The 20,979-nt window shown below is 69.0% G+C and carries 23 protein-coding genes and 3 pseudogenes; 14 read left to right on the plus strand and 12 right to left on the minus strand.

The window, feature by feature from the left end:
- Positions 1-84: 84 nt before the first annotated feature.
- Positions 85-474 (minus strand): annotated as a pseudogene (locus ACFWU6_RS00150) (tyrosine-type recombinase/integrase); the annotation flags it as partial.
- Positions 475-491: 17 nt separating this feature from the next.
- Between ACFWU6_RS00150 and ACFWU6_RS00155 the strand changes: the two are divergent.
- On the plus strand, positions 492-1,217 hold the full coding sequence (locus ACFWU6_RS00155) for an SUKH-3 domain-containing protein (protein WP_383976934.1): 726 nt from the start codon (positions 492-494) through the stop codon (positions 1,215-1,217).
- A 404-nt stretch (positions 1,218-1,621) separates the two neighbouring features.
- Here ACFWU6_RS00155 and ACFWU6_RS00160 read toward each other — a convergent pair whose 3' ends face one another.
- On the minus strand, positions 1,622-2,797 hold the full coding sequence (locus ACFWU6_RS00160; protein WP_383976937.1) for an integrase: 1,176 nt from the start codon (positions 2,795-2,797) through the stop codon (positions 1,622-1,624).
- A gap of 261 nt (positions 2,798-3,058) precedes the next feature.
- On the opposite strand from ACFWU6_RS00160, the gene ACFWU6_RS00165 reads away from it, so the two are divergent.
- Positions 3,059-3,406, plus strand: coding sequence for a hypothetical protein (locus ACFWU6_RS00165; protein ID WP_383976941.1), 348 nt, complete (start codon positions 3,059-3,061; stop codon positions 3,404-3,406).
- Between the two features lie 341 nt (positions 3,407-3,747).
- A complete protein-coding gene (locus ACFWU6_RS00170; RefSeq protein WP_383804112.1) occupies positions 3,748-4,197 on the plus strand; it encodes a spore-associated protein in 450 nt (149 codons plus the stop codon).
- 1,114 nt (positions 4,198-5,311) lie between these two features.
- Here ACFWU6_RS00170 and ACFWU6_RS00175 read toward each other — a convergent pair.
- A complete protein-coding gene (locus ACFWU6_RS00175) occupies positions 5,312-5,758 on the minus strand; it encodes a DUF732 domain-containing protein (protein WP_383976944.1) in 447 nt (148 codons plus the stop codon).
- A 777-nt stretch (positions 5,759-6,535) separates the two neighbouring features.
- On the opposite strand from ACFWU6_RS00175, the gene ACFWU6_RS00180 reads away from it, so the two are divergent.
- From ACFWU6_RS00180 to ACFWU6_RS00200, 5 genes are all read left to right on the plus strand, one after another.
- Positions 6,536-6,850, plus strand: a complete 315-nt coding sequence (locus ACFWU6_RS00180) for a hypothetical protein (RefSeq protein WP_383976947.1) — start codon at positions 6,536-6,538, stop codon at positions 6,848-6,850.
- The gene (locus tag ACFWU6_RS00185) at positions 6,850-7,674 is read left to right on the plus strand and encodes a Crp/Fnr family transcriptional regulator (protein ID WP_383976949.1); all 825 of its coding nucleotides are present in this window, start codon (positions 6,850-6,852) and stop codon (positions 7,672-7,674) included. Before ACFWU6_RS00180 ends, ACFWU6_RS00185 begins: the two co-directional genes overlap by 1 nt.
- Before the next feature lie 378 nt (positions 7,675-8,052).
- Complete coding sequence (locus ACFWU6_RS00190; protein ID WP_383976952.1) at positions 8,053-8,628, plus strand: hypothetical protein; 576 nt, start codon at positions 8,053-8,055, stop codon at positions 8,626-8,628.
- Positions 8,629-8,951: 323 nt separating this feature from the next.
- A complete protein-coding gene (locus ACFWU6_RS00195) occupies positions 8,952-9,386 on the plus strand; it encodes a hypothetical protein (protein WP_383976955.1) in 435 nt (144 codons plus the stop codon).
- On the plus strand, positions 9,359-9,484 hold the full coding sequence (locus ACFWU6_RS00200) for a hypothetical protein (RefSeq protein ID WP_383976958.1): 126 nt from the start codon (positions 9,359-9,361) through the stop codon (positions 9,482-9,484). Before ACFWU6_RS00195 ends, ACFWU6_RS00200 begins: the two co-directional genes overlap by 28 nt.
- A gap of 517 nt (positions 9,485-10,001) precedes the next feature.
- On the opposite strand, the gene ACFWU6_RS00205 is transcribed toward ACFWU6_RS00200, so the two are convergent.
- Both ACFWU6_RS00205 and ACFWU6_RS00210 read right to left on the minus strand, forming a co-directional pair.
- Positions 10,002-10,331, minus strand: a complete 330-nt coding sequence (locus ACFWU6_RS00205; RefSeq protein WP_383976960.1) for a DUF6233 domain-containing protein — start codon at positions 10,329-10,331, stop codon at positions 10,002-10,004.
- Positions 10,324-10,605, minus strand: a complete 282-nt coding sequence (locus ACFWU6_RS00210) for a hypothetical protein (protein ID WP_383977269.1) — start codon at positions 10,603-10,605, stop codon at positions 10,324-10,326. Before ACFWU6_RS00210 ends, ACFWU6_RS00205 begins: the two co-directional genes overlap by 8 nt.
- Here ACFWU6_RS00210 and ACFWU6_RS00215 point away from each other — a divergent pair.
- Both ACFWU6_RS00215 and ACFWU6_RS00220 read left to right on the plus strand, forming a co-directional pair.
- Positions 10,553-10,973: pseudogene (locus ACFWU6_RS00215) on the plus strand (MFS transporter); the annotation flags it as partial. The gene ACFWU6_RS00210 and the pseudogene ACFWU6_RS00215 sit on opposite strands and share 53 nt — an antisense overlap.
- 48 nt (positions 10,974-11,021) lie before the next feature.
- On the plus strand, positions 11,022-11,183 hold the full coding sequence (locus ACFWU6_RS00220) for a hypothetical protein (protein ID WP_383976963.1): 162 nt from the start codon (positions 11,022-11,024) through the stop codon (positions 11,181-11,183).
- Between the two features lie 119 nt (positions 11,184-11,302).
- On the opposite strand, the gene ACFWU6_RS00225 is transcribed toward ACFWU6_RS00220, so the two are convergent.
- Positions 11,303-11,818 carry a hypothetical protein gene (locus ACFWU6_RS00225; RefSeq protein WP_383976966.1) on the minus strand — a complete coding sequence of 172 codons (516 nt, stop codon included), beginning with the start codon at positions 11,816-11,818 and terminating at the stop codon, positions 11,303-11,305.
- A gap of 242 nt (positions 11,819-12,060) precedes the next feature.
- Positions 12,061-12,417 carry a MerR family transcriptional regulator gene (locus tag ACFWU6_RS00230; protein ID WP_383976969.1) on the minus strand — a complete coding sequence of 119 codons (357 nt, stop codon included), beginning with the start codon at positions 12,415-12,417 and terminating at the stop codon, positions 12,061-12,063.
- 427 nt (positions 12,418-12,844) lie between these two features.
- On the opposite strand from ACFWU6_RS00230, the gene ACFWU6_RS00235 reads away from it, so the two are divergent.
- Entirely contained in the window at positions 12,845-13,753 is a 909-nt protein-coding gene (locus ACFWU6_RS00235) for an NADP-dependent oxidoreductase (RefSeq protein ID WP_383976972.1), read from the plus strand.
- 377 nt (positions 13,754-14,130) lie between these two features.
- On the opposite strand, the pseudogene ACFWU6_RS00240 reads toward ACFWU6_RS00235, so the two are convergent.
- A pseudogene (locus ACFWU6_RS00240) lies at positions 14,131-14,507 on the minus strand (Tn3 family transposase); the annotation flags it as partial.
- A 190-nt stretch (positions 14,508-14,697) separates the two neighbouring features.
- Between ACFWU6_RS00240 and ACFWU6_RS00245 the strand changes: the two are divergent.
- Positions 14,698-15,093, plus strand: a complete 396-nt coding sequence (locus tag ACFWU6_RS00245) for a hypothetical protein (RefSeq protein WP_383804126.1) — start codon at positions 14,698-14,700, stop codon at positions 15,091-15,093.
- 528 nt (positions 15,094-15,621) lie between these two features.
- Here ACFWU6_RS00245 and ACFWU6_RS00250 read toward each other — a convergent pair.
- Positions 15,622-16,437: an NAD(P)H-dependent oxidoreductase gene (locus tag ACFWU6_RS00250; protein WP_383804128.1), complete on the minus strand. Its 816-nt coding sequence runs from the start codon at positions 16,435-16,437 to the stop codon at positions 15,622-15,624.
- Positions 16,434-17,261 carry a DMT family transporter gene (locus tag ACFWU6_RS00255; protein WP_383804158.1) on the minus strand — a complete coding sequence of 276 codons (828 nt, stop codon included), beginning with the start codon at positions 17,259-17,261 and terminating at the stop codon, positions 16,434-16,436. Before ACFWU6_RS00255 ends, ACFWU6_RS00250 begins: the two co-directional genes overlap by 4 nt.
- A 168-nt stretch (positions 17,262-17,429) precedes the next feature.
- Between ACFWU6_RS00255 and ACFWU6_RS00260 the strand changes: the two genes are divergently transcribed.
- Positions 17,430-18,341: a LysR family transcriptional regulator gene (locus ACFWU6_RS00260; RefSeq protein ID WP_383976976.1), complete on the plus strand. Its 912-nt coding sequence runs from the start codon at positions 17,430-17,432 to the stop codon at positions 18,339-18,341.
- A 389-nt stretch (positions 18,342-18,730) separates the two neighbouring features.
- The gene (locus tag ACFWU6_RS00265) at positions 18,731-18,883 is read left to right on the plus strand and encodes a hypothetical protein (protein WP_383804131.1); all 153 of its coding nucleotides are present in this window, start codon (positions 18,731-18,733) and stop codon (positions 18,881-18,883) included.
- 172 nt (positions 18,884-19,055) lie between these two features.
- On the opposite strand, the gene ACFWU6_RS00270 is transcribed toward ACFWU6_RS00265, so the two are convergent.
- Both ACFWU6_RS00270 and ACFWU6_RS00275 read right to left on the minus strand, forming a co-directional pair.
- Positions 19,056-19,802 carry an SDR family oxidoreductase gene (locus tag ACFWU6_RS00270; RefSeq protein ID WP_383804133.1) on the minus strand — a complete coding sequence of 249 codons (747 nt, stop codon included), beginning with the start codon at positions 19,800-19,802 and terminating at the stop codon, positions 19,056-19,058.
- Positions 19,803-19,871: 69 nt separating this feature from the next.
- Positions 19,872-20,942 carry an aldo/keto reductase gene (locus tag ACFWU6_RS00275; RefSeq protein WP_383804135.1) on the minus strand — a complete coding sequence of 357 codons (1,071 nt, stop codon included), beginning with the start codon at positions 20,940-20,942 and terminating at the stop codon, positions 19,872-19,874.
- Positions 20,943-20,979: the final 37 nt, after the last annotated feature.

A 20,979-nucleotide genomic window follows, 5' to 3' on the forward strand; every position in this document is an offset into this window, starting at 1 on the left:
ACCCGCCAAGCGCGCCAGAGCCCTCACCGTTCAGGACTGACGGTGAGGGCTCTCTGCGGTGTGACGGCAACGGTGACGGCAACGTCAGCGGACGGCTGCTGTGGCAGGTGGGTCGTCGGGCTGACCGAAGGCCTTGTTGAGGGTGTCGACGGCTTGGCGTTGGAGGTGGAGCCTTACGTGGGCGTAGACGCCGGCGGTGACGCCGATGTGGGCTTGGCCGAGGAGTTCTTTGATGACGACGAGGTCGACGCCCTGTTCCAGAAGCAGGGTGGCTGTCGAGTGTCGTAGGTCGTGGAATCGGATGCGGCGTAGCCCTGCGCGGTCGAGGAGCCCGCGGAATCGGCGGGTGAGGTTGGCGGGGTCGAGGGGGCCACCGGTTTGGGTGGTGAAGACGAGCCCTCGTTCCTTCCAGCCCGTTCCGGAGACCGTGCGTTCTTTCTCTTGGCGTTCACGGTGGCTCTTCAAAGACTGGATGCGGACATGCCCCCATCGTGGCCCATAGCGACGGAGGGGCAGGTATCCGACGAGTACATCCCGCTATCCAGGGAATCCTCGACTCCATCCCGACCGCTGCGCGCGGGAATAATCATGGAGGCTGCGGTTTGGTTCAGTGTCTGACGGAAGCCTTGGACGCTGGACTCGATCCGACTGGAGCCACCGCCGCAGCCACCCTGGGACGCACCAGAACGAACAAGAACTTCAAAAATCTCATTGGGCCTTGCGAGAGTTGCCAGGTTCTAGTCGAGCACTTCGATATCGATTTCAGGATGGCGCGGCAGATGCCTCGATCCCAAGAAGTAGAGGGTGCCCTTCGGATCGCCGGCTGGGTACCGGATCGCAGGGTTGACCTCGATCAATGGAAGGCGTCACTGTCAGAGTTCTCCTGGCATGCCGCAGCGGAGGAGTTCCTTCAAGAGTTTGGTGGAGTCCGAGTAGACATCAGCGGCCCTGGAATCACATGCGCGAGGGAGCCGTTCGAGTTCGATCCGGAGCTCGCAATCGGAGAGGGGGAAAAGTTTGCAGAGCTTTCTGAATTATTCGGTCACAAATTCTTCCCCTTGGGGGAAATTGGTCAGGGGGAATTCTTCCTGGCGATCGATGAAGACGGCGCCATCTATCTCCTTGGTGCTTGGGCGCTAAGGCACGGCGTGGGGGATGCAGCCCTGGAGCATCTCGTTACGGGAGTTGCACCGGAAAGGCTTAGCCCGCTCACCTGAAATATTTCGTAACCAGGTCGCATCAGTACGGTATAGAGGCCACTGGCGAAGTTCCGTACGATTTGACGCTTGGGAATGCCGCAGCGGCCCCTCCGGATCTGTTTCCGGCGGGGCCGCTGGGGTGTCTAGCGGCATTAGTTGCACGCGCAAGCGTCACCGGGTGAGCCTTGGCGGGCCCCGGAGAACCCTGGGACGGCGAAGCTGCCCGACCGACGAGGGAGCTCTCCCACTCAGGCCCCGATCCTGCCGATGCCCCGGCCTGTTTGCGCAGCACCAAGCCGGTGGTAGGTCACCGCTTCGGGCAGGTATCCGCCGGCCAGGGCTTCCTTGCGGGTGGTGCCGTAGACGCGGAAACACGCCAGGGATCGGTGCCGCCGTCGCCCGAGGCGGACTTGGCAGCCGGGCTACAGGCCGATGCCGAAGAGCGGGTTGAGGTCCTCGTCGAAGGCGGCTGCGCGGTCGTGGTAGCCGGCGAAGGCTTTGGAGCCGTCGACCCAGCCGCCGTGGCGGGCGGCTTCGAGCATGTCCTTCTTGGCCTTGCGGGTGGCCTCGGCGTAGCCGCGGCGCAGGGCGTGGCCGGTCCAGCGGGCGGGGAGGTCGGGCAGCAGCGCGTCGGGGCGCTGGAGGAGGCCGGCGCGGCGGGCGGTACGGGTGACGATGTCGCCCACGCCTTCACGGGTCATGCGGCCGGAGGGATCGCCGATCCGGTGGCCGTTGCGGAACACGGGCGGGTTGACGCGGCCGTGGAGGTCGATGCGGACCAGGAGCGGGCCGGTGGGTGAGTGCCCGTGGTCGAGCAGGGCCTGGCCGTAGGCGCGCAGGGTGCGGACCGGGCAGGAGGAGGGGTAGCTGCCGCACGGGACGCCGAGGGGCTGCTCGTTGGTGACCTTGGGCCGGTAGACCTCGACGGCGATGCCTTCGTCGTCCTCCGGCTCGATGATGTCCTCCCAGGCGAGGAGGGCGGCTTCGGAGCTGTGGGCGGCGATGGCGAAGCCGAGGAGCCGTGCAGTGGCGTCGCGCAGTCCGATGAGGGTGGTGGGGTCGGTGGCGGCGATCATCCGGCGCAGGACGGCAGGGGTGGCGGCGTTCGCCCTCCTCTTTTTGCCGCGCGGGTCCTTGGTCAGTTTGAGATCGGCCTGGTAGCCCTTCAGGACGAGGCGGGCGTCGGTCTGCCCGGGCGGGGTACGGCCAGCGGCGTGGTGGGCGACGACGATGGCGGCCAGAGCGCGGTCGATGCTGCTCGGCTTGTACGGGCGGCCGGTGCGCGGGCGGAGCGTGACGGTCAGCCAGGTGGCGTACTCGGCCAGCGTCTCGGCCCTCGCCGGCATCGCCGGGAAGCCGGCGCTGAGCGCCCACTCCTCGAACCGGGCCCGGTCCCCCGCGTACCCGCGGGCGGTCTCGGCAGGGATTCCCTCCGCCATCGCGGCGCGTGCCGCCGGCGACAGGTCTTGGCACGGGCCGGCCACGGCGGCGGGGCCGGGAACCGGGACCGGGACCGGGACCGGGGTGAGCGTGCCGCCGAGCCCTGCCGCGGTCCCCCCGCCCGCCCCGGACCCCCTGCGCGCCACGGTCCCGCCCACGTCTTCTCCCCCATTCCAGATGGCTCTTGGTAAAACGGCTTATCAAGAGCCAGCCGGGAAACAAACAGCCTCCGCCGAGGATGGGGCACCGGCCCCAGTGAGCGCACCCACGGGTGTGCTCACTGCAAGTCCCGGAAGACGCAAAGGAAACCGGACCCGCCAGGTTTGCGGGGCTAACCCCCCGGGCCCGCACTCTGCCGCCAGGACGCGATGCAACCCTGACGTCCTTTCCTGCCCCGCCTCTTCTCGAAGGACACCGACATGCCCACCGACGTGCTCGCCGGCTGGACCGCAGAGACCCTGGGCGGCCTGACCGTGCTCACCGCGGCCGCCGTGTGGAGCCGGCTCCGCCGTCGCCGACAGGCCCCGCCGGACAACGCCGCTCCCCCCATCTCTGCGGGCGGCGGGATGGTCCGTACGTACACTCTCCTCGGCGCCCGGGCCGCCGACGGCCAGCCCGTCCACCTTCTCAGCAGCCGTCCCGGCGGAAGGGTCCCGGCCTGGCGCAACGGAGCCGGCGCCAAGGCGGAACGGTTCGAACTGACCGAGGCCCTGCTGCCGGACAGCACGTACGCGGCCGAGCGGGTGGAGCTGTACCGGCGGCGGTAGTGCGTGCGAGGACATACCCATGGACGTCTCGCGGGCCTTCGCCGGAGCGGCCACCGTTCGGTTCGCCACCGAGTAGCGGCCCTTGGGGAGGAACGGACCGGTGAGAAGCGACTTCGCTAAGCGGTGGCGGGCGTAGCCGTCGACCGATGGCGCAACGCGGCGAAGTCGGCCTGCGTTGCCTCGACGCCGCGTGCGGCCGTCGAGGCCGTCCGTCGGCAGGCGGGCGCGCCGGGTGGCAAGGCGGCGCGGTCACATTTTTTCCGGACGTGCGCAACCGTTCCGCCGTCCTGCATGTCCCACCATGCAGGAGCGACCAACTCCGACGACCACCAGGGGGAAACATGAGATTGACCCGTTCCGTCCTTGCCACCACCGCATTCGCCGCCCTGGCCCTGGGGGCCACGACCGCGCTGGCGGCGCCCGCCACCGCCGCGCCCAACACCACGCCGCAGAAGGTCTGCGGAAGCGCCTACAAGACCGTGAACTCGGCCGCCATCGGCTCGCTGGGCACCGTCTACCTGACGTACAACGCCTCGAACGGCAAGAACTGCGTCGCGACGATCCGCAACAACCCGGGTGCGGCCGTGGACATGGCCCTCTGGATCGAAGTCCCCGCAACCTGGGAGCGGGGCGAGGACTACGGCCGGTACACGTCGTACGCGGGCCCGGCCTACGTGTACGGCAAGGGCCACTGCGTCGACTGGGGCGGGGGCATCAGCAACGTGCACGTGCAGGTGTACAACTCCAACTGTGGCGCGCGCAAGGAGCACCGGGTCACCGAGGTCCGCTGACCCGAGCTCCTCCTGACCGCCACGTTCTGCGCCGTCGTGCGGCCGTGCGGTCGTCGGGGGCAGGACCTACGACCCGACGACCGCACGGGAACCGCCGTGGTCCGGCTCGCCCCGGCAGACTCGACGAGTTCTGCCGGGGCGAGGGCGCGTCTCCGGCCTCCTCCCTCGGGTGCGCGGCCGTCCGGTCGGCGCGTCGCCGCAAGCGGGGCACCTGGAGCAGATGCGGCCCTGGTTCGCCCGACAGCACTCGCCCGGCCCGACATCCAGCTGCTCGGCGGCGAAGCGGACCACCGCCACCGGGACCACGGACAGGTCCGCAGCGGGGAATACCCCGAGCGTCCGTACACAGCGAGGGCCCTGTCACCGGGGCCCGCAGCTGCGCGATCCCGGCGGTGACGTGCGCGCCTCCACCGACGCGATCGGATCGCCGGCTCCTATGCGGATCAAGCGTTGGGGTCGAGGGGCCAGCGGCTGTACGCCTCTGTACGCGTCTGTACGCGTCTGTACGCGTCTGTACGCGTCCTTCCGCCTCATGAAGGAGGTCGCCACGTGGCTGGCCCTGCGCGTACTCAGCAAGTGGGCCCCGACAAGCGCCTGCAGTCCGGGGTGTTCCTCTACGGGGACGCGCGAAAGGAGCAGTTCGGCCTGCGGCGCGACGTCCGGGAGGACGGCTGTCAGCGGCTGCTCGCCTTCGGCTTGTTCCGCTTCGGCCGCTCCGTGAAGGACGGGGAGTCCGACACGCTCCCCACCGCCAACGGCTGGTTGATGGACTTCGTCGAACCTGATTCCCGGGAGCGGGAAGAGCCGTACCGCTACCAGGTCACCGACCACCGCCTGGACCAGGACGCCCTCGAGGTCTGCCGCAGGGAGCTCAGGGAGCTCACCATCCGCCAGCACGTCCTCGACCGCCGGGCGGCGGAGGTCCGGCGCGCCCCTCCCCCGCGTAGCACCAGAAGGGCAGTCGGGCACCACCCGGATAGACCCGTCGGCCCCAACCCCCCGGATTGTCGTCGCGCGTCGCCCCATCGGACCTCGTCTGCGGGGTGCCGCCCGGGGCCCTCGTCCCGGGCGGCGGTACCCGCACCCACCCGCACCGTGCTGGTCTGCGGCGCGGTCAGTACGTGGGGCAGAGGTTGGTCTGTACGGCGGCGAGGATGAAGGCGGCCTTGGTGGGGCCGAAGCCGTCCGGGTGGTTGGGGCTGATGAAGCGCCGGTTCGTGGACTCGACACGCTTGGTCGGGTCCTTCTCGTCCTTCATGGACTGGCACTGACTCAGCCCGCGGCTGACGGCCTTGTCGTCCTTGCCGTTGACGATCTCGGGGTCGATCTTGTTGAGCGCGGCGAGGTAGATGGCGCGCTGCTCGGGGGCGGGGCTGGGCGGGATGCCGGCGGCCGCGGCGGCGGAGCCGGACGCCTCAGGGGCGGTGCCTGACTGCGATGCGGATGGCGAGGCGGCGACCTTGTCGTCGGGCTTGGGCTCGCTGGTGAGCGCCTCGGAGCAGCCGGTGAGGGCGAGGAGGCCGGCGGCGGCCAGGAGGGTGATGGTGCGGTGTGTGCGCATTGCGTCATGGTGTCGGCGCCGGGGCCGGTGTGGGTGGGCTGTGACTGATCTGTGACGCGCGAAAGCCCCGCACGTTGGCGGGGCTTCTGTGTCCTGGCACGTGGTTCCCCGCCGGGCACTGCTGAAGTGGAGCGTGCGAGAGCTCGACTGCTTGTGCGTGCCCGCCCGGGGCGGCGGTGTGGCAGTGCGACCAAGGTCCCGTGTCGAAGGACCGAATCGGCATGACCGCTGCTCAGAAACGTTTCTGCACAACGGATTTCGTTGAAGTGACCCATGTCTCGCCCACGACTTGCCATGTGGGGATTCCGTGTTCAGGGTAAGAGCCTTATGGCTCCTTGGTCCTTACGGGGGTACGGAATCCGAACGGGATGATCGATCGCCCCTAAAAAGCAGGAAAGTGGCGGCATCCCTCATTTGACAGGGACACCGCGACTCCACGTGCAGGCTCGATCATGATGTGTCACCTCCCGGAGAGGCTCGTACGTCAAGCGTCGGGCGGCCCCGAGGGCACCACCCCCCGGGGCTGATGCCCGACTGCTGCGCCAGACCCGATCAAAGTTCCAACGTCAGCGCCCTCAATGTAGGGCGCGAGATCCTCGAAAACGGCGGTTACTCCAGAGTAGAGCCGCAAATGCCTACGTGATCAAGGAATTGCCCCCAGAGAACCCGATGTGATCCCGAAGAGCTTCACCCACTCGTTCGGGTGGCGGGCTGCGTCCATCCGTGGGATATCGTCGATTCCCCCGAACAGCTCGATAGCACTCGGGGGGCGGGGAGTTGACCGGACCCACCAATCCGGTCGGCCTTCGCCAGAAGAACAACTGCACGGCGCCAGACCCGATCTCGTTCTTCGACGAAAGCACAGGAATCATGACGTTCCTTCTTGCGGCTGTTCTGATCGTCGCGATCATGGCGGCCACCATCGCCTACACCGTGCGCACGCTCAAGTCCACCCCCGCTCGCATCGCCACAGTGCTTGTGGCGATCATCGGACTTGTGATCGTGCTCCCCAAGACGTTCGAAGCCCTCCAGCCGGCCCAGCCTGCGGTGACGGTCCCCGCAGGCCCCAGCCCCGGTCCGGGGGTGAAGTGATGGCGTTCTGGAAGCGGAACGAGCCCCTCCAGGTCGGGTCCCGTTTCTACGAGATCGACATCAGCACCGGCCAGATCGACCGCGACAAGGAGCCCTTCCAGCTCAACACCGCGTTCGAGCGCAACCCCTTCATGCGTGAGCTGCCCGCCGAGCTCCGCGCCAGCTTCCAGGAGAGGGAGCCGACCGAGCCGGCCAAGTTCAGGCAGCACCCTCGACACAGCGAGCTGCGCGGGCCGGAGGGCGGCACCGACGTGTACGTAGTCCTGCGTGGCTGCGTCGCAGAGCGCACCCAGGTCGGCGCCTCCACCACGTTGCGCATCCTGGGCGCCGGCGCGGTCCTCGGCTGCATGGAGTTCTTCGACGAGAAGATGGCGACCCCGACCGCGATCTGCCTGAACGACACCTGGACCATCCGCATGCCGATGGAGCGGATGCGCACGATGGCCGAGACCGCCCCGGCCCTGATGAAGGCCATTGGCATATCGGTCACCGACCGCATCGAGGCCACCGAGCGGATCTACAACCGGCACAACCTCAAGGCCGTGGAGCGCCTCGCCGGTCTGCTGGGTCACCTCGTCATGCACTGTGCGGTGCCGGGTAAGAAGTTCGACTTCAGGCTCGAGGGCCCCTCCCAGAGTGAACTCGCGGAGGCCCTCGGCCTGAGCATCGCCTCCGTGGAGTCCGCGATGAAGGTCCTCCGCAACGCGGAGATCGTGATCAGCGGCTACAGGAGTTACGAGTTCCCCTCGCTCCGACGGCTGCTGGAGGCCAGCGAGATGGCGTTCCCGCCCGAGTCCCTCGCCGGCGCCCTCGCGAAACTCTGACCGGAGGTTCTGTCGCCCTTCGCCCTTACGGTGCTGGTCACGGACACGCGTCCGTGACCAGCACCATGGGCTCCCCCGGGCGGGTGGCGGACCTCGGCATTCCCCGGCCTCGCCGCTCCGAAGTCCGTCCGCCCTGGGTGATGCGGTGACTTAGCGCAGGACGTGGGGCCAGTAGGTCGGCGGTCTGGGCCCTGCCGGTCCGTGTCCCTGACAGGCGCGGTGCGGACGGACCCACCTCTTTGCTGCGAGAGCCGGTTGGTGGCCGGCCTTCAAGCGTGTGAGGGGTTGGTGCGATGATCCCCGAGGCGGGTGTGCGCTCGCCGAAATCTCGACTCGGGGGGCTCGGTTCTGGACGCGTGGCAGGAGTTGTCGGCGGCGGTGGAGGATCGCCTGGCGGCCATGTCGTCGAGGGAGCGCGGAGTGTTCGCCGCTGGAACGGCTGAGCGGCTCATGAGCTGGCATGAAGCACTACCCGAAGGGGATCGGGCGCCGTTCACGATGAGCCTGCGACCCCTGCTGAACGCCGTATGGGAGGGTTCCCTCGGGGACTCGACAGCTTTCACCGCGGTGAAGCGGGGTGTGGCCGAGTACATGCTCAGCGAGTACTGCCACAACGATGGCCAGGACGGCCCCGACGATGCGGACGAGAACGCGGCGGCCACGACGCTGTATGCCGCGCACGCCTACCTGTTCGAGTGTTGTGACTTCGCGGTCTGGGCGAGCCGACGGGCCGTGGACGCTGTGGACGAGCACCTTGAGCACCTTGCCGAGCAGGAAGAGGAAGTACCCGACCTCGACGAGGCAACCGTTGCCGAGCTCCAGCGGCAGCTGCGGGATCTCGACCTCATCGCGACACACTCGAAGGACCTGCGGCTCGCCGGCCTTGGACTGCCCATCGACACTTCGATCCGGCTTCGCGTGGAACTGCGGACGCCTCTTTCCAGCCGGGACTGACCCTCTTCGCTCTGGGTGGCGGTCATGCGTCGCCCGGGGAGCCGCGGGGCACGGCATGTCCACGTTGATGTGGACATCACGCATGCGTACAGGGGAACGGCTTGTTTTCCCTGGTCACCGTGACGGCCCGCCGGCAGGCGGCCGCGGTCTCGACTCGATGTCGAGGAGTGAAGAGCAAGCTCAGCCGGTGAGCGGCGCCAGTTCCAGAATCTGCTGCTCCCCTTCGCCCGGCTGCCGAACCGGGTCTGTCCCTTTTCCGGACGTGGTTCCCCCGTCCACTCCAGCCCGTCCGGGCCCGGTGGGCCATGGTGAAGGAGACGACTGTGAAGCTTGCCCGTTTCGCGACCGCGACCGCTCTCGCCGCGGCCCTGGCCGGTGCGGCCGTCGCACCGGCAGCAGCCCAGCAGACCACCACCACGCACCCCTACTCCTGCTCCAACGTGGGCAGCGGCGCCGGCCACACCGTCAACTGCTCCGGTCTGATCACGGTGAACACCGTGCTCAACGGCACCACCGTGAACACCGGAGACCTCAACGGCCTCAACGGCACCCAGATCAACGACCTCCAAGTGACCCTGGCCAGCGTCGCCGACAACAACGTCAACGCCCCCGTCGCCGTGGATCGCTCACGTCGTGGCAGGACCGGAGCCGGCCGGGGGGCACGATCCGTACCTCTTTGCACCAAGACGTCTCGTCTGCCGGAACTGCGGGACGGCGAAGGAACGGAGCCGTGGAGGTGTGGCCCTGCCAGCTCCTGAAGCTGGAGACCGCCGCGATCACCACGTACCTGACCAAGTTCGGCATCACCGTCCTGCCCGTCAACATCGGCATCTGCGCCGGCAGCATTTGCGTCTGACCCGCCCCCGGCGTCCCGGACGGGCAGACCCCCTCCGCCCGCCCGGGAGCCGCAGCGGGCAGGCCTACGGCGGCCGCCGCCACCAGGTACCGGCGGGCGTCACCCGGAAGCGCCCCGCTCGTCGCGGGCCCGGCACGACGGGGAGATCCCGGGGACTTGTTGTTGAGTACGGGCTCCTCCGAGCACTTCGGCCAGTCCGGTTGACCAGCTTGCTGTGCACGTGCCGACGAGAGCCCCGGATGTTCGGTCGGGCTGCAAGAAAATTCTGCAAGGTCTCCTTCAGACGCCGCGGGCGGGCGCCGGGCACAGGACGCGTTACCGGTACCGCCGCCGGCCCAAGGCCGTTCCGATCCTCCCTCGACCGCTGAAGCACGCCTTGTCGGCGCCCCGTTGACGCACCGTACGGTGCCCCGGGACACGGCCCGGGGGCACCGCGGCTCCACCCCTTCGCGGGCACGCTCCATCCGCTGATCCGCCGTGCCGCTGCCGAATCCCGCCTCCTCCCCGGCCCGGCGCTTTACCCGGTGACGCCGAGCATGTTGTCGGGGCTGCAGTACGGGCAGGGCTCGATCCCCTCGGCGAGCATCCGGCGCACCTGCTCGGCGTCTGTGGGCTTCCCGCGGCCCATGCTGCAGTCCCCGGCGTGGACCCGGAGCCCCTTCACTCCGCTGCCGGTCCGGATTCCCTCGACCTTCCACTCCGGCGGCGGGGGAGGCGGCCGCCGGGCCTGGACCTCGGCGAGCTCGGCCTCCAGGGCGGCGATGGTCTGCGCGGCCTGCCGCTGCTGCCAGGCCAGCCACGCCGCCACGGCCCGCCAGCTCTCCAGCCGCGCCTCCAGCTCACCCACCACGACCACCCTTCTCCGGCTCGACCACGACCGTCCCGCCGACCAGCCGCACGACGCCCTCCGGCTCGCCACCCGGCTCGCCACCCGGCGCGTCCTGGACAGTCCGCCACAGCCGCGTACGCCCTACCCGGCCCGGGTCCCCGTCACCCCAGTACGGGTGGGAGCCGCGCAGCTCGGCGCCGGCCGCCCGGGAGCGGCCCGGCGTAGCCCAGTACGGATGGGTGTGGTTCGAGCTCGACGGCCTTGACGCCGCCTCGTTCTGGACCTGGGACATCGTCCCCGGCACGACGGTGGCGGGCGTCGGCGCCCGGCATGGTGATCGCCGCCCTGTTCAGCTTCATCCTGGCCGCGGTGGACGACGACGAGATCGGCTCCGCCTCCGGTGTCCTGTCGGCAGTCCAGGCCGTCGGCGGCTCCATCGGCGTCGCGGTCTTCGGTTCGGTGTTCTTCGCCCAGGCCAAGACCGGTGACTTCACCGGCGGCTTCCACCGCGCGCTGATCGTCCAGGCGTGTCTGCTGGTCGCTTTCATCGCGATCACCTTCCTGCTGCCCAAGAAGGGCCGCCCCGAAGAAGAGCAGCACGGCATCACCCCCGAGGCGACGGCCGACGACTCCGGCACCTCGCAGCACCTCATCGTCTGAGACCCGGCCGGGGGCAGGCCCCCAGCGTCGCGAGCATCTACTGCGCGCTTGCTCGCCGAGCACGAGAAGAGGGAGGCGTACCGCGAAGTCGCCGCGGCGGCCCGCGCCGACTTCGCGGACCTCCAGGACGCCGACGAGTTCCTGCCACCTCACCGAGTCCGCATCCGGCGGCCGGACGACCCGCTCACCCCGACGCCAGCCAAACCATGATCAATCTCAGCGGCACTTTCCGTACCGTAACGACTCACACCTGTGGGCCCCGTGGGTTCAGGGAAGCTGAAGCTTGTCCAGTGGGAACCCGGGGCCGGTCCGTGTGCATCACGTGTGCATCAGGTGGGGACTTCCGTGGGTTCGGCGGGAACGCGGGGGTGGACTGCGGCGAGGCGGCGGGCTTCGGCTATGACCTCAGCATCGATCCGAGCCACTGCTTCGTCGCTGCCGTATTCGAGGAAGGCGTACTCGTCATCGAGAGCGGCGAGCCGTGCTGTCAGGGGCAGTTCATGCCCGTAACGCTGGTTGATCCGGAAGGTGAGCTCCCAGGGTTTCAGCTCGCCGGCCAGCATGCGTCGTGCGAGCGCTCGCGCGACGGCTTCTTGGCCGGCCTCGTCGGCGGCCGGATAGAGAACGAGGCCGAGATCATCGAGCGCTTCGGGGAGCAGGTCGTGCACGTCGTAGTCCGCCTCGGCGCGTGTACAGGCTGCCAGCACCCGAAGTCCGGGGCTGTCCAGGCCGGCGACGAGCGCGTCACAGGCCGCGCTGACGACATCGCCGGCCGGGATCTCGCCCACGCTCCAGAGAGTGGCGCGGTCCTGGAGTTCGATGGCTGCTGCTTCGGTCGACGGCATCTGCCCATGTTCGCTTCCCTCTCGGGTCCCGGTCGACCAGGTTTCACTGGTGCTTCTGCTCGGCAGATTGCTCCAGCAGGGCCCGCGGGGAGTCTGCATAACGCATTGCGGTCTACTCGTCTAGCCCGAACACCTGGGCGAGGTGGAGCGGATGGGGCCCGTGGGTGAGGGTCTCTTCGCGTGCACGATGTCGCCCGGTAGATGCCGGATGGGTCGGGGCCGCGCCCCTCGCGACGGGTTGATCAGTCCTGCGTCGCCTTCGCCGCGGTCACATTCTCGATCACGCGGCCGAGTTTGGTCTGGGCCCGAGTCAGGTCCTGGATGCGTGCGGCGATGCGGTCGCGTTCGATGATGAGCTGGTCGAGCATGGCGGGGGTCGCGACGCCGGTGCTCACGCACGGCAGGAGTTCGACGACGGTACGGCTGGAGAGGCCGGCCGCGAAGAGGTCCTGGATGAGCTGGACCCGCTCCAGGGCTTCGTCGGGATAGTCGCGCTGGCCACCGGACGTCCGCGCCGAGTCCAGGAGCCGCTGTTCCTCGTAGTAGCGCAGGGCCCGCACGCTGACCCCTGACCGCCTGGCGAGCTGTCCGATGCGCATGACCAGATCGCTCCCTTCCCGCTCATACCTCACGTTGATGTCATGTTCAGGCTAGCAATACCGGCTCCGGGGGCAGCCCTGGGGGCCGATCGAACCGCGTTGGCGGCGCCAAGATTGATCACGACCCGGTGGTGGACCCGAGGCCGTTCACGCGGTTCACGTACGCACGGCAGCCCTCGCGTCGTACCGGGATCGCCGAGCCCGCCCGAGGGCGCACGGGTGTCGACCGTGACGGGCGGCGTGACCCCTCGTAGGGGCGCAGGCCCCCACTCTCACCCCCGCCTGCTCGGCAACCTCGCCCATCCGCGCCTGCCCTCCTCCGGCCGGGCGGCAGTTGGGGCTTGCACCTCACGTCAACGTCAGGTTCTAGAGTGACGGGCGTCGGATGAACACGTCATTCCGGCCCGTCAAAGTAAGGCAGACCACTATGCGCGCAGCCCGGTTCCACGCATACGGCGGAGCGGAGAGTCTGGTGATCGAGCAGGCCCCCGACCCCCACCCCGGACCCGGTGAGATCCGCGTCCGCGTCGCGGCGGCCAGCGTCAATCCCATCGACTGGAAGCTGCGCGCCGGCGCCCTGCACCAGCTGCTCCCCCTGGAGCTGCCCGCCATTCCCGGGCGCGACGCCGCCGGTGTCGTCGACGAGATCGGCGACGGGGTGCAGGGGGTGAGCACCGGTGACCGCGTCTTCGGGCTGGGCGGCGTCACCGGCGCGACCGCGGAGCTGCTCATCCTTTCGGCCTGGGCGCACACCCCGGCCTCGTGGAACGACGAGCAGGCCGCGGGCGCCGGTCTCGCGTCCGTGACCGCGATGTGTGGGCTCGACGCGCTCGGCCCCCTCGCGGGGCGCACCCTCCTCGTCGAGGGCGCCGCCGGAGGCGTGGGCAGCGCGGCAGTCGAGATCGCCGTGGCGCTAGGTGTCGGCACCGTGATCGGGACAGCCAGTGAACGCAACCACGAGTTCCTCACCTCTCTCGGCGCCGTTCCCACCACCTACGGCCCCGGCCTCGCCCAGCGCCTCACCACCCTCGCTCCGCACGGCGTCGACATCGTGCTCGACACCGCGGCCTCCGGTTCGCTGGACGACCTCGTCGCGATCGCGGGCGACCCGAGGCGCGTCGCGACGGTCGCCGACCACGCGGGCGGGCACCGCCTGGGCACGCATGTGGCCAACGCGGTGAACGACTCCGCTCTCCTGTCCGCGGCGGCGGAACTGGGCGGGCAAGGCCGCTACACACCTCACATCGAACAGGCCTACCCCCTGGAGCGGATCGCCGACGCCCACGCGCACGCCGAGCGCGGACGCACCCGAGGAAAGATCGTGATCTGCATCTGAACAGGCTGATCTGCATCTGAACAGGCCCACGAGGTGGATAACCCGCAACGTGCGGGCCTGCGTGGCGAGCGTGCCCTCGGCGAGATCGCTCGACCTTCGGTGCGACGGGACAGCAGCTGCGACTGAGCGCCATGGCTGGCCGGTGAGCGCGATGGTCGGCCGACAACTACTGGCCAGAGCGGAGCGCGGCGGACCAGGCCGACTACGTCCGCGCCGGAATTCCGCTGCAGGAGGCGTTCACAGCGAATGCCGCCATGGTCATGATGGTCACCCTCGGTGCCATCGGCGCAGTCGCGATCTCCGGCGAGTACAGCACTGGCACCATTCGTACGACGCCCATACGTCAGCGCGTCAACCCCGCTGATGAGGGGGGTTTAGCCGGCGTTGCAGCCATGGGCCACCAGAGCGCCGCGACGGTGACGGGGAGGTCCTTGAGCCGGGCCTCGCCGCCGGTGACCGAGGTGAACGCCTGGTCGGCACCGGTCCAGGAGAACACCTCCAGCAGCACCTCCGGAAGGTCGACGCGGGACAGCATCGCGTTCACCGCAGCCCGCAGACCGAGCAGGGAGGCCGGTTCCGGCTCCGGTTCCAGCGCGGCGAAGTGCAGGCGGCCGCCATCGTCGAAAGAGATCTACGCGTTCTCCGGCAGGCGGCCCGAGACCTCCCGGCAGGTACCGTCCAGAGGCGCGGCCCGCGCCGCCAGGTGTTCGCCCGCGCCCTCGGGCAGGCCCAGGGACGCAAGGACGGTGGACTTCTCGACCCTTCTCAACGGACCGACGCATCAGCTGCATTCATCCTGACCTTGCAGCGCTAAAACGTTACCTCTTGCCTGTCCCCTTTCGAGGAAGCGAAAGTGCTGCAACTGTCGTAGCGCCTCGGGTCTTACCGAGTTCCGCTGGTGAGGAAATGCGACGGGCATCTCCTCGCCTATCCCAGGGGGTGTCATGGGGAGTACCAAGCGATTGGCCAGGGCCATTGCCGCAGTGGCTCTGACGGGGCTGACCTTCGCCTCGACCGGCACGGCTTCGGCGCTGCCCGCTCAGGCGGGCGCGCGCGCTTCTCATGTGCAGGTGGCGCCGCTCGCGGACCCGGGCCTCACGGGAACATTGCAGGCCGGCAAGTGGAAGAAGGTGCTGTGGGGGTGGGGGTGGTACGACATCGCGTATGCGGCGAGCATCAGCTCGGCCGGGGGCAAAGTCGACTGCTACACGACGCCGAATCCCTGGCCCAGGACGTACAGGACGCCCGCGACGGTGTGGTTCTCGGTCAAGGGCTACGGTGACTGCTGGCTCTACTCGCCGGTCAACGCGACGTACAGCCTGAGGCCGGTAACGTACTGAGTCGGCTTTACGGCTCGAAGACCGGGGGCTCCGGCCGAGCCGGAGCCCCCGTGATCTACGCGCCCCACCGATCCGGCATCCCCGCGCAGCGGGGCGCTGGAGCAGTGGACGATGTTCCTGCTCGACCCGGCCCGCAATGCCCTGGAGTTCAAGGCGTTCGCCGACGACTCCCAGGTGTTCGCCGCCTGACATCTTCTGCGGCCGGTGTAGGAGGGGTAGCGCCGAGGTAAGCCCAAGAGCCGCCAGTACTTGATCTTGGCGGGGTGGTGCTCGGTCCGCTCAACCTCAACGCAGGCTGGCAGCCGGGAGTGCGTTGACGCGGTTCTCGTACTCGCGGCGGGCTGTGAACGGCCCGCCGAATGAGCCCCCGCCGCCCTGGCCGACGTGGCGGCAGCGCCCTTCCCCGACGCCGACACCCTGCTGCTGCGGGTTCCGCTCCGCCCTCCCGCCGGGCGGTGGCCTGTGACCGCTGCGCGACTCGGCCACGGGCGACGGCGACGATGACGGCGTCGAGGAGGACGGCGCAGGTCACCGGTCCTGGGCGGGGGTGCGGTGCATGAGGCCGGAGTGACCGGTGGCCGCTTCCGCGTGGGTCCGGCCGGCGCGGGGGTTCCACTGGAAGCCGCTGCGGGCTTCGACGGTGGGCAGGAGCCGCTGGTCGGGTCCGTAGTCCTCGCGAGGGTGCATGAAGAGGGGGACGGTGGTCTCGATGGTGCGCAAACGCTCGGCGTAGGCGTCGAGACACTCTTTGCGTTCCTGCTCGGTGGTCAGGCGGGGCGCGAAGGCGGTGAAAGGGGGCAGAGGTGTGAAGCCCATGTAGTGGAAGATTCCGTTGTTGACCGGCCAGAGCAGATGCAGGATGTCGCCTTCGATGCCGTCGGGGGCGTAGGTGTCGGCGGAGGTACCGGTGGTGCAACAGACCATGGCCTTGCGGCCGAGGAAAACGCCTCTGGCGTGTTTGCGTCCGCCGCCGTAGGCGAAGCCGCGGGCCATGACGCGCTCAACCCAGCCTTTGAGGATGGCGGGCATGGAGAACCACCAGATCGGGAACTGAAAGATCATCAGGTCGCACCACTCCACCTTGGCCTGCTCGGTGGCCACGTCGGGCGGGAAGGTGCCGGTCTCGTGCTGGTGCTCCTGTTCGATGTCGATCCGGAGCCGGTCGGGGTCCTTGCGGGCCGCGGTGAAGTCGTCGGCGTCCGGGATCGCCTTGAAGCCCATCGCGTACAGGTCGCTGACCTTCACCTCGTACCCCTGTGCGGCGAGGGTGGCCACGGCCGTGTCCTTCAGGGCAGCGTTGAAGGAAGCGGGCTCGGGGTGTGCGTGGACGATGAGGACCTTCACGTCGTACTCCGGTGGGTGGTGGGACGGTGTGCGGTGGAGACGGCGACGGTGTTCGCGCCGACGATCATGGCAATGGCGAGCCAGGCGAGGGCATCGAGCTGCTGTCCGAGGAGGGTGAGGCCGGCCAGGGCTGCGAAGACCGGGTTCACACTCATGAACACGCCGAAGAAGTGTGCCTGGATGCGGCGCAGCGCCAGCAGATCGGCCAGGAACGGCACCGCGGAGGAGAGCACCCCGGCGGCCAGCGCACAACCCAGCGCTGTGGCCGTGGGCGGGTGGTGCCACAGCACCCACACGCCGACGGGCAGGTAGAGGGCGCCGGAGACGGCCGCCGCGGCGGCCGAGCCTTCCAGGCCGGGCAGGCGGGCCCCGACGGTTCGGTTGAGCAGGATGTAGCAGGCCCAGCATGCCGCGGCCAGCAGAGCCAGGCCGATGCCCAGGTAGTCGGTGGAGGGTGTGGGGCGCGTGAGGACCACCACCGCTGCGGCAGCCGCCACCGCGGCGACCAGGTCGACACGGCGCCGGGAGCCGGCCAGGGCCACGGCCAGCGGGCCGAGGAACTCCAGCGTGACGGCCAGCCCGAGCCCGATCCGCTCGATCGCCGCGTACAGGGACAGGTTCATCACCGCGAACACCAGCGCCAGGCCCAGCACGGGACGCCACTGCGCCGCGGTGAAGTGCCGCAGCCGCGGCCGACCGACCGCCCCGAGCACCACGGCCGCCACCCACTGGCGCACCGCCACCACCCCGACAGGCCCGAGGACCGGGAACGCCAGCGCCGCGATCGAGGCCCCCGTCTGGTTGGACAGGCCGCTGCCCAGCATCAGCGCCACCCCGGCCCCGCGCCCCGTTCCCCGGGCAGAGCCGGACCCGTCAGCTGCAGTGCCCCGGGGTGATGCAACAGGGGAGGAATCGAGCTTCATGGCCTCCACGATGAGCGCACCATCGGTATACGCAAAATGCATCCCCACACTCAGCTATACGCTGGATGCATGGATGAGACGCGGAACGAGACGGCTGCGCTGGAGCTGAAGCACCTGCGGTGCCTGGTAGCCATCGTCGACACCGGCAGCTTCACGGACGCCGGCATCGAGCTGGGCATCTCCCAGGCCGCCGTCTCCCGGAACCTGCTAGCCCTCGAAAGGATCCTCGGGGTGCGCCTGCTGCACCGCACCAGCCGCACGATCACTCCCACCACCGCGGGCGTACAGGCTCTTGCCCGCGCCCGCCTGCTGCTGTCCGGTGCCGAGGAACTCGTCACCGAAGCCTCCACGGGCCACAGCCGCCTGCACATCGGCCACGCCTGGTCCGCTTTCGGCCGCCACACCACCGAATTCCAGCGCCGCTGGCACCAGAGCCACCCCGAGACCGAACTCCGGCTCATCCGCCACAACTCCGCTACCGGCGGGCTCGCCGAGGGCCTCTGCGACCTCGCGGTCATCCGCGCCCCTCTCGACCTCAAGCCCTGGTCACACGCCCTCGTCGGCCACGAGCACCGCTACGTGGCTCTCGCCTCCGACGACCCCTGGGCCCGCCGCCGCAGTATCCGCATGGGCGAGATCCCCGGCCGCACCCTCGCCATCGACCGCAGAACCGGCACCACCACCCTGGACCTGTGGCCCGAAGACGAACGGCCCGCCGTCGAGTACACCCACGACATCGACGACTGGCTCGCCGCCATCGCCACCGGCCGCTGCGTCGGCATCACCCCCCAGGCCACCGCAGCCCAGTACCGGCGCGACGGCATCGCCTACCGTCCATTGCGCGACACCGATCCCGTTCCCGTCCACTTCATCTGGCGCAGGCAGGACCCCCACCCCGCCACTCACGCCGCCGTCGCTCTCGCCATCGACCTCTACCGCTACTGCAAGAACCGCCGCGTCCCGGCCAACTCGGATAGATGACCATTCGCCGACCGCCCGCCACCCCGGCACCGCCGCCTGAAGACGTTTGATGAACAGAAAGGGGCACCCGTGGCGCTCATCGGCCTGGTCCGCGTCAGCACTGACAAGCAGTCAGCACTGAAGAGCAGAAGACCCGGCGCCAGCGCGACGCCCTCGGTCCGATCTGCCTCAAGGTCTTGGCCCTGTTCTCGTATAGGTACGGCGAACGGACATGTAGCGCTGTGTCGGCCCAGGAGGTGCCGACCGCCTCGGTGGAGTACGTGGCCCAGCAGGGCAAGGTGCCTGCGGAGGCGTGGGCGGAGGATCGCACTTCGCCGAGTTGAAGACCGATCCGGGGGCGCCGGGGCCGGAGAGCCTGCTGGCGGAGGTGAACAAGCTCCAGCGGGCGGGTGCGGTGGCTGGAGCTGCCCGCGGGCCTGTTCGCGGACGTGTCGGAGAAGCTGGTGGACGCGTGGCCGGCGCTGGCGTCGAAGGAGTACCCGGCGAACCTGGAGCGGATGACACCCGCCCGGCGCCACAACCTCCTGGTGCGAGCATCTTGACGCCGTCGCCGCCGAACTCGATGGCCGCCCACGCAAAGCGCTCGGCTGGGCAACCCCAGCCGAGAGCCTGCATGAACTGCTCGCGGCCTGATCGACACGACCACGTAGTGCAGCGCCCCCTGAACCCGCCGTGGTAGCGGGCCTTACGCCCGTGGCGGAACGGCAGACGAGCTCAGAGCTGGGTTTCGCCGCCGTCCACGGCCAGCTCGATGCCGGTGGTGTACGTGGCATCGAAGGCGAGGAATGCGGCCGCCTTCGCGAACTCTTCGACGGTGCCGTAGCGCTTCATGGGGTTGCTCGCGATCCGCTCCGCCCTGAACTGGTCAGCGGCCTCTTTGGACAAATTCATCGTTTCCAGAATCCCCGAGTCGATGGGACCCGGGCTGATCGCATTGACACGGATTCCCCGCGGAAGCAGCTCGCGGGAGAAGGCGCGGGCCATCGAGCGCAGCGCCGCCTTGCCGGCCGCATAGACGCTGGTGTCCACCATGCCGATGACGTTCGCGATCGAGGTGGTGAGGACGATGCCGGCGTTCGCGCTCAGCAGTGGAGCGAGCTTCTGCACGGTGAAGAAGGCGCCCTTGACGTTGATCGCGAACAGCTCGTCGTACACGTCCTCGGTCGTCGACTCGAGGGGCGTGAGGGGTGAGATGCCGGCGTTGACGAACAAAGCCTCGATCGAGCCGAGCTCGTTCTTTACGCGGCCGGCGAGCATATCCAGGTCGGACAGTGAGGCCACATCCGCCCGGACGGCCACGGCATTCTCGCCGAGCCGCTCGCGTGCCGCGTCGAGCTTGGCCGGAGAACGGCCGGTGATCACCACGCGGGCTCCGCCTTGCACCAGCAGCTCCGCCAGCGCGAGCCCCATGCCGCTGCTGCCACCCGTGATCACCACATTCTTGTCGCTGTACTTACCCATACCGAGGTTGCTCCGTTCCCTCATCGAAAACATGTCGATATATCTGGATGTCGCCGTTCATGAAGCGAATCAGCCGAGGGTTTCGATCTTCATGTCGCCTGTGGTGACCGTGCGGATGTGATCGCTGGCGAGCAGGTCGTGTGGATTGCCGAGGTCGATGGCGCTGACCTCGTCGAGGCGGGCCAGCTGGGAAGGAGTGAGGTCGACCTGCAGGGCACCCAGGTTGTCCTCCAGCTGCGCGAGGGTGCGGGCGCCGATGATGGGTGCCGTCACGCCCGGGGCGTTCAGGGTCCAGGCCAGTGCGACCTGGGCGGGTGTGCGGCCCAGCTCCGAGGCCACCTCCTTCACCGCGTCGGCAATGGCAAGGTTGCGGTCGGTGACCCATCCCAGGGCGGCGTTGAGGCTCTTGCGGTTGCCGGCGGTTTCGCCGGCGACGGAGCCCGCCTGGTTCTGGTCCTCCCGGCTGTACTTGCCGGTGAGCACCCCGCCGCCCAACGGGGAGAAGGGGACCACGCCGAGTCCCATCTCGCGTGCCATCGGGATCAGGTCACGCTCCGCGGTGCGCCCGATCAGGCTGTACTCGGTCTCCAGTGCGACCAGTGGCGACCAGCCGCGCAGGTCGGCGATCGCCTGCATGCGCGACACCTGCCAGGCCGGGGCGCTGGAGATCGCCACGTACAGCACCTTGCCCTGCCTCACCAGGTCGTCCAGGCCCCGCAGGATCTCCTCCACCGGCGTCCTGAAGTCCCATACGTTCACGTAGAGCAGATCGATGTAGCCGGTGTTCAGCTGCCGCAGGCTGGCTTCCACCGACGCCAGCATGCTCTTGCGGTGGGTGCCTCCGGAGTTCGGGTCACCGGGCTGACGCAGCGTCGAGTACTTCGTCGCCAGCACCATCTTGTCGCGGTTGGTGCGGGCGAATTCGCCGAGCAGTCGCTCGGAGCTGCCGTTGGTGTAGGTGCTGGCGGTGTCGAAGAAGTTGCCGCCGAGCTCGGTGTAGCGGTCGAAGAGCTTGCGGGCCTCGTCGCGCTCGGCGCCCCAGCCCCACTCGGTGCCGAAGGTCGCCGTGCCCAGCGCCAGCGGTGAGACCCGGAGTCCGGAACGTCCCAGCAGCCGATACGTGTCGAGAGTGAGTGCCATCGTGTTCTCCTGTGAGGTGCGGTTCGTGGCGTTCGAG

Source organism: Streptomyces sp. NPDC058674, from assembly GCF_042716505.1.
GTDB lineage: Bacteria > Actinomycetota > Actinomycetes > Streptomycetales > Streptomycetaceae > Streptomyces.